The 6,782-nt window shown below is 72.6% G+C and carries 10 protein-coding genes; all 10 read right to left on the bottom strand.

What is annotated here, in order from left to right:
- On the bottom strand, nucleotides 1–344 hold a 344-nt coding region (locus JWR86_RS15770; protein WP_299567306.1), incomplete at its 3' end, for a nucleotidyltransferase family protein.
- Complete coding sequence (locus JWR86_RS15765) at nucleotides 341–1,363, bottom strand: molybdopterin-binding protein (RefSeq protein WP_299567305.1); 1,023 nt, start codon at nucleotides 1,361–1,363, stop codon at nucleotides 341–343. The genes JWR86_RS15765 and JWR86_RS15770, both read right to left, overlap by 4 nt.
- Nucleotides 1,360–2,049, bottom strand: coding sequence for an XdhC family protein (locus JWR86_RS15760; protein ID WP_299567304.1), 690 nt, complete (start codon nucleotides 2,047–2,049; stop codon nucleotides 1,360–1,362). The genes JWR86_RS15765 and JWR86_RS15760 overlap by 4 nt, the downstream gene beginning before the upstream one ends.
- Nucleotides 2,050–2,053: 4 nt before the next feature.
- Complete coding sequence (locus tag JWR86_RS15755) at nucleotides 2,054–2,377, bottom strand: XdhC family protein (protein WP_299567303.1); 324 nt, start codon at nucleotides 2,375–2,377, stop codon at nucleotides 2,054–2,056.
- Nucleotides 2,378–2,456: 79 nt separating this feature from the next.
- Nucleotides 2,457–2,873, bottom strand: a complete 417-nt coding sequence (locus tag JWR86_RS15750) for a cupin domain-containing protein (protein WP_299567301.1) — start codon at nucleotides 2,871–2,873, stop codon at nucleotides 2,457–2,459.
- A 71-nt stretch (nucleotides 2,874–2,944) separates the two neighbouring features.
- The gene (locus JWR86_RS15745; RefSeq protein WP_299567300.1) at nucleotides 2,945–3,268 is read right to left on the bottom strand and encodes a YnfA family protein; all 324 of its coding nucleotides are present in this window, start codon (nucleotides 3,266–3,268) and stop codon (nucleotides 2,945–2,947) included.
- Nucleotides 3,265–4,479 carry a VWA domain-containing protein gene (locus tag JWR86_RS15740; RefSeq protein WP_299567299.1) on the bottom strand — a complete coding sequence of 405 codons (1,215 nt, stop codon included), beginning with the start codon at nucleotides 4,477–4,479 and terminating at the stop codon, nucleotides 3,265–3,267. Before JWR86_RS15740 ends, JWR86_RS15745 begins: the two co-directional genes overlap by 4 nt.
- 55 nt (nucleotides 4,480–4,534) lie before the next feature.
- On the bottom strand, nucleotides 4,535–4,924 hold the full coding sequence (locus JWR86_RS15735; protein WP_299567297.1) for a nuclear transport factor 2 family protein: 390 nt from the start codon (nucleotides 4,922–4,924) through the stop codon (nucleotides 4,535–4,537).
- Entirely contained in the window at nucleotides 4,924–5,856 is a 933-nt protein-coding gene (locus JWR86_RS15730) for a MoxR family ATPase (protein WP_299567296.1), read from the bottom strand. Before JWR86_RS15730 ends, JWR86_RS15735 begins: the two co-directional genes overlap by 1 nt.
- 99 nt (nucleotides 5,857–5,955) lie before the next feature.
- A complete protein-coding gene (locus tag JWR86_RS15725) occupies nucleotides 5,956–6,756 on the bottom strand; it encodes a xanthine dehydrogenase family protein subunit M (RefSeq protein ID WP_299567295.1) in 801 nt (266 codons plus the stop codon).
- Nucleotides 6,757–6,782: the final 26 nt, after the last annotated feature.

The raw sequence follows: 6,782 nt of genomic DNA, 5'->3' as shown, positions 1-6,782 counted from the left end.
AGGCCGGCGACCAGGTCCGGCCCGACAAGCGGCATGTCGCCGAGCAGAACCAGCGCCGCCTCCGTGCCGTCGGGCAGCGCCGCGAAGCCGGCCCGCAGCGAGGTCGAGAGCCCCTCGGGGTAGGCCGGGTTCGGCACCAGGATCACGTCGAGACCGGCCAGGGCCCTCCTGACCCGGTCCGCCTCGTGGCCCAGCACCGCGATCACCGGCTCAGCCCCGCCTTCGAGCGCGGCGTCGGCTGCGCGGCGCACGAAGCTGCGGCCGTCATACTCGGCCAGCATCTTGGGCGTGCCGCCGAAACGGGTGCCCCGCCCGGCCGCCAGGATGATGGCCGCGACGCTCACGGCTCGCTGTCCGGCTCGCCGCCTTCGCGGGGCTGCGGCCGCGACACGATCTCCATCAGAAGGCCTCCGACCCCGAGCGCCGTGATGTCGGCGCGCCGCACCGCGAGCCCGGCCAGGAGCCGCTGGAGGACCCAGTCGAAGCCGTTCTCCTTGGGCGAGCGGGCACAGCCCGGGGCGCCGATCACCGGTTTCGTGCCGATGCGGCCGACCAGCAGGAGGTTGCCCGGATCCACCGGCATGCCGAAATGCTCGACCTCGCCGCCTGCGGCCTCGATCGCCGCCGGGATCACGTCGCGCCGGTCGGCGATGGCCGAGGCGCCGAAGACGACCACGAGTTCCGCCTCCCCGGCCGCGAGCCGGGCAAGTTCGGCCCGCAGGGCCTCCTCGTCATGCGGGCAACTCACCGCCGCGACCACGGCCGCGCCGGCCGGGGCGAGCCGGTCGCCGAGCGCCGCCAGCGTCTTGGCGACCACGGTGGGCTTGAGGGCCGGCGTCAATGTCGACACCACGCCGACCCGCGACACGCAATAGGGCGCCACCCGGACTGCGCCGCCGCCCGAGACCCGCGCGAGCGCGCGGTCGAGCACCGCGCCGGCGACGCCGTAAGGGATGATCTTCACCGTGCCGACCATCTCGCCCGCGACGACGGGCTTGAAGGCGGGCAGCGTCGCGAGGGTGACGGCCTCGTCGACGGCGTTCACGGCGTTGATCACGGCTGCGTCCACGACCAGGATCCCGGCCTCCCGGGCAAACAGGTTGCTGCGGCCCGTGAAGGGACGTTCGACCCGCACCCCGTCCGCCGCGACCGCCTGCGCGAGGCGGCCGGCGGCTTCGTCCTCGCCGACATCCTCCGCTTCGAGCCGCGCCGTCACGACGGTCCGGATGCCGGCGGCGCGCAGCCGCTCCACGGCCTCGGCAGTGATGACGTTGCCCTTGCGGAGCACGAGCCCCTCGGCCCGAAGGCTGTGGGCGGCGAGCGCGCCCACCGCCTCCTCGACCGGCACTTCGCCGAAGATCAACCCGCCCGCCTCCGGTCCTGGCGCAGGGCCGAGACGATCTCGGCCAGCACCGCGATCGCGATCTCGGCCGGGCTGATCGCGCCGATATCGAGCCCGATCGGCGCCCGGATGCGGGCAATCTCGTCCGGCCCGAACCCGGCCACGGTCAGCCGCTCGACGCGTTTCGCATGCGTGCGACGGGAGCCGAGCGCGCCGACATAGAAGCACTCGGCCCGGAGGGCGGCCGCGAGAGCAGGATCGTCGATCTTGGGGTCGTGCGTCAGGCAGGCGACGGCCGTGTAACGGTCGAGCCCGCCGAGCTTTGGCAGCGCCTCGTCCGGCCATTCGGCCAAAACCGGCACGTCCGGAAAGCGCTCGGGCGAGGCGAAGGCGGTGCGGGGGTCCACGACCGTGACATCGAGATCGAGGCCCCGCGCGAGCGGCGCCAGCGCCTGGCTAATATGCACCGCCCCGATGGCGACCAGCCTGACCGGCGGCACCTGCACGGTGAGGAAGACGGTGCCGTCCGCGACGAGCCCGCTCCGTCCGGTTCGCAGCGCCTCGAGAACGTCGGGCGCGAGCGGATCCGCCTCGGCCGCCTCCGCGCGAACGAGTCGGGCGGCCCCGGTCGCGAGATCGGTCACCACCACGGCGGCGCGGCGGGCCGCGCGCTCGCGGTTCAGCTCGGACAGAAGAGCGAGGTCCATCCGGTCAGGCAACCTTCTCGAGATAGACCCTAATGCGACCGCCGCAGGAGAGCCCGGCCCGCCAGGCGGTCTCGTCGGCGACGCCGAATTCCATCATCCGGGGCCGCCCGTCCGCGATCACGTCCTGGGCCTCCGTGAGGACGTCGCCCTCCACGCAGCCGCCCGAGACGGAGCCGAGAAACCGGCCCTCGCCGTCGATCACGAGATGGCTGCCGACGGGCCGCGGCGCCGAGCCCCAGGTCTCGACAACGGTCGCAAGGGCGACCCCGCGCCCGGCACGCGCCCAGGCTTCGGCCTCCCGCAGGAGATCGGATTCAGTGGACAGCATGATGTCGCCTCCCGGCCCTTCGGCCTCGCTCAGATGGTGCTCGGTCCGGCGGACCGCGAGCGCCGCAGCCCCCTGCCCCTCAATGCTGATGCAGGTCGAGAAAGGGCGTCCCCGGCTCGGCCACATAGACCAGCACGACCCGCAGCGTGTCGGTGGCGCTGCGGTTATGGCCGGTCATCTTGACGTTCGGCGGCTCCACATAGGCCTGTCCGGCCTTCACGACCACATCCGGCCGGCCCTCAAGCTGCAGCGTGAACGCACCCTCCAGCACATACACGGTGACCGGGAAACGGTGGGTGTGAAACACCGTCCTGTCCCCCGGCTTGAAGGTGGCCGTGATGACGCTGACTTCCTGGGTCGCACCCCGGGGCATCCCCTCGACCGCTTCTTTCAGGATCAGGTTGGGCCTGGCGATGCCGCCCTCCTGGGCATGGGCGGGCCAGGTGAGCTGAGCGGCCGCGAAGGTCGCGGCGAGGACGCGGATGGCAGGAATCACGGCGAGGATCCTCCAGCGGGCGTGAACGCGGCCCCGGCCGACGTCCTGCGCCCGACCCCCGCGAGCGCCTCTCAGCCGGCGCGGGGCGCCAGGATAATGACGGCCGCGCCCAAGAGCGACAATGCGCCTCCGAGGAGATCGTAGCGGTCCGGGCGGAACGCCTCAACCAGCCACAGCCAGAGGAGCGAGGCGCCGATATAGACGCCGCCATAGGCGGCGAAGACGCGGCCGGCGGCCGGCGCATCGATCAGCGTCAGCAGATAGGCGAAGGCTGCCAGCGAGGCGAAGCCGGGCAGCAGCCACCAGCCCGGCGCACCGAGCCGCAACACGGCCCAGACCGCGAAGCAGCCGCCGATTTCGGCGAGAGCCGCCGTGACAAAGACGAGACCGGTCACGCCGCCCGCATCCAGCGGCGCGGATCCGCCGCGGCGGCGGTGCCGGCCGGGCCGCCCAGCGCCCGAACCAGGTCTTCCATGGAGGCGAGCGAATGAATGGGCCGGAACTCGTCCACGTGGGGCAGCAGGGCCCGGATGCCGCCGGCCCGCGCCTCGAAGCCGCCGAAGCGCAAGAGGGGGTTCAGCCAGACGAGGCGCCGGCACGAGCGGCGCAGCCGATCCGCCTCGAAGGCGAGGTCCTCGCCCACCTCACGCTCGAGCCCGTCGGTGAACAGCAGCACCACGGCGCCCTGCCCCAAGACGCGGCGCGACCAGGTCCGGTTGAACTCGTGCAGGGCCGAGGCGATGCGGGTGCCGCCCTCCCAGTCGTTCACGCGCGACGAGGCCCGGGCGAGCGCGTCGTCCGGGTCTCGGTGGGCGAGATCGCGAGTCACGTTGGTGAGCCGGGTTGCGAAGACGAAGGACTGCACCCGCCGGCGGCGCTCGGCGAGCGCGTGCAGGAAGTGGAGAAAGAGGCGCGAATATTCCGCCACAGACCCGGAGATATCGACGAGCGCGACGAGCGGGGGCGGCCGGGACAGCCGCGACCGGCGGGCGAGCTCGATCGCGGCGCCGCCGCCCCGGAGCGAGCGCCGCAGGCTGCCCCGGAGATCGACCCGTTCGCCCCGCGGATCGGAGGCGAGGCGACGGATCGGGCGGGCGTCGTCCGGCAGCACGAGCCCGTCGATCAGACGGCGCGCCCGCGCGATCTCGGCCGCGCTCATCTGGGCGAAGTCGCGCGTCTTGAGGACGTCGCGATCCGACGTGGTGAGGCGGGCGGACACCTCCCGCTCCACCCCTTCCTGGCTGCGCGGCTCGGCTCGTGGCCGCATGGCCTCCAGCACGCGCGATTCCGCCGGTTTCGGGGTCTCGCGGGACCGCTCCGGAGGGGCCACCGGCGACATCTCGGCGAGCAGCTTTTCGACGAAGCCACGCCGGCGCCAGAACAGCCGGAAGGCCGGCTCGAAGACGGCGCTCTGCTCGTGGCGCGTCACGAACACGCTGTGCAAGGTCCAGTAGAGATCGTCGCGGCGCGCGATCCCGGCCACCTCGACCGCCGCCACCGCGTCGATCACGGCGCCGGGGCCGACCGGCAGGCCGGCCGCCCGCAGCACGCGCGCGAAGAGCAGGATGTTGTCGGCCAGGTGGCCGCCGGTCTCGCCCGCGCTCACCGTGCCGCCGCCACCCGCCGGCCCGACCGGGGTCGAGCTGCCCGGGCCGCGCCGCTCATGCGGCCGGCGCCGCCGCGTCCAGGCGGGTGGCGAAGACCTTTTGGGCGATCTGCCAGCGGCCGTCGATCTTGAGGAGGCTCAGGTAATCCGTGAAGAAGCGGGGCGGGATGGCGCAGCGCAGCTTCACGAACGCGGAGCCGGGCGACGACTGGTCGATCTGCAGGACCTCGTCGTGCCGGGGCAGCCCCTCGCGCTTCGGCGAGGGGCGCTTGCGCACCACGTCGAGCCACTGGTCGCGGGTCCAGCGGCCGATCTTGCCATCCTGCTCCCAGGTGAGCGCGCAGGTCTCATGAAACACGGTCGCGAGCTTGTCCGCGTCCCCCTCATGGAGAGCGTCCAGATAGAGCTGCACGGCGGCCTCGATCTCCGGGCGATCGGTCTGCATCAGCTTCCTCCCACGGCGGCGCCCATCTGGGCGCGAACCTCGTCCAGCACACGTCGGATTTCCGAGCCCTGCATGCGCTGGATGTCGTCCTGGTATTTCAGGAGCACGCCCATCGTGTCGGCGACGAGTTCCGGGTCAAGCGCCACGGCGTCGAGTTCCACGAGGGCCTGTGCCCAATCCAGCGTCTCGGCCACGCCCGGGGCCTTGAACAGCTCTTGGCTGCGGATGGCCTGAACGAAGCCGACGACCTCGGCCGCGAGCCGCTGGCCCGCCCCCGGTACGCGGCTGTGCAGGATCGCCAACTCGCGCGCCGCGTCCGGGTACCCGACCCAATGGTAGAGGCAGCGGCGCTTCAGAGCGTCGTGGATCTCGCGCGTGCGGTTGGAGGTCACGACCACGATCGGCGGGGCGGCCGCCCGGATGGTGCCGAGCTCCGGCACGGTGACCTGGAAGTCGGACAGGATCTCCAGGAGGAAGGCCTCGAATGCCTCGTCCGCCCGGTCAAGCTCGTCAATCAGGAGAACGGGCGGGCCGGCCGGGTGCGGCTGCAGCGCCTCGAGCAGCGGCCGCCGCACGAGGTAGCGCTCCGAGAACAGCTCGCTCTCGAGGGCCGCGCGGTCGAGCCCGGCCCCGCCGCCGCCCGCCTCCGCCAGGCGGATGGCCATCATCTGCCCGGCATAGTTCCATTCGTAGAGGGCGGACGCGACGTCCAGCCCCTCGTAGCATTGCAGCCGGATGAGATCGCGGCCGAGCGCGCCGGACAGGACCTTGGCGATCTCCGTCTTGCCGACGCCGGCCTCCCCTTCGAGGAAGAGGGGCCGGCCGAGCTTCAGTGACAGGAAGAGGATCGTCGCGAGCGCCCGGTCGGCCACGTAGCCGGAGCCTTCGAGCAGCGCCTGCGTGGCGTCGATGGAGCGGGGCAGATGGGTCATGAGGTCAGGCCCGGGCGAGACCGGGGGTCCGGAGCTGGCCGGAGCGGCCGTGGAGATCGGGATGGCCGGGTCGCCCCGGCCGCGACAATGCGGCCCGGCCTATCGGGCCGCAGCCACCGCCCGGCGCGCCATCACCCCGACGAGATGGGCCCGGTAATCCTGGTCGGCGTGGATGTCGGAGGCCATGTCGGACGGGTCCACGGTCTTGCCCTCGAGCGCCTTGGCCGAGAAGTCGGACATCAGGGCCGTCTCGAACTCGGCGGGCCGGAACACGCCGTTGGCGCCGGCGCCGATCACCGCGACCCGCACCTCGCCGCCGGCGGTCTCGGCCACGCACACGCCGCACAGCGCATAGCGCGAGGCGGGGTTGCGGAACTTGGCGTAGCCCATGCGGCGGGGCAGCGGGAACTCGACGGCGGTGACGATCTCGCCCTCCTCCAGCGCCGTCGTGAACAGGCCCTGGAAGTACTCCTCCGCCTCGATGCGGCGGCGGTCCGTCACCACCGTCGCGGCCAGCGCCATCACGGCGGCCGCGTAATCGGCGGACGGGTCGTTGTTGGCGATCGAGCCGCCGATGGTGCCCCGGTGGCGGACGGCCGGGTCGCCGATCGTTCCGACCATCTCGGCCAGGACCGGAATGGCGTCCCGCACCACGTCGGAGGTCGCGACCTCGCGGTGGCGCGACAGGGCGCCGATGACCAGCGTGTCGCTCTCGCGCCGGATGCCCCGGAGTTCGTCGAGCCCGTTCAGGTCGACCAGCGCGGCCGGCCCGGCGAGCCGCAGCTTCATGGCCGGGATCAGCGTGTGGCCGCCGGACAGGAACTTGCCCTCGGGATGGGCCGCGAGCTGGGCCACCGCGTCCTGGACGCTCGCGGGCTTCAGGTACTCGAAAGCGTACATCTTCCCTCGGGCTCCTCGCCGGCTCT

This window comes from Enterovirga sp. (assembly GCF_028290205.1).
Classification (GTDB): Bacteria; Pseudomonadota; Alphaproteobacteria; order Rhizobiales; family Beijerinckiaceae; genus Enterovirga.
Note: the sequence above shows the minus strand (reverse complement) of the source record. Positions and strands in the feature narration are given on the sequence as shown.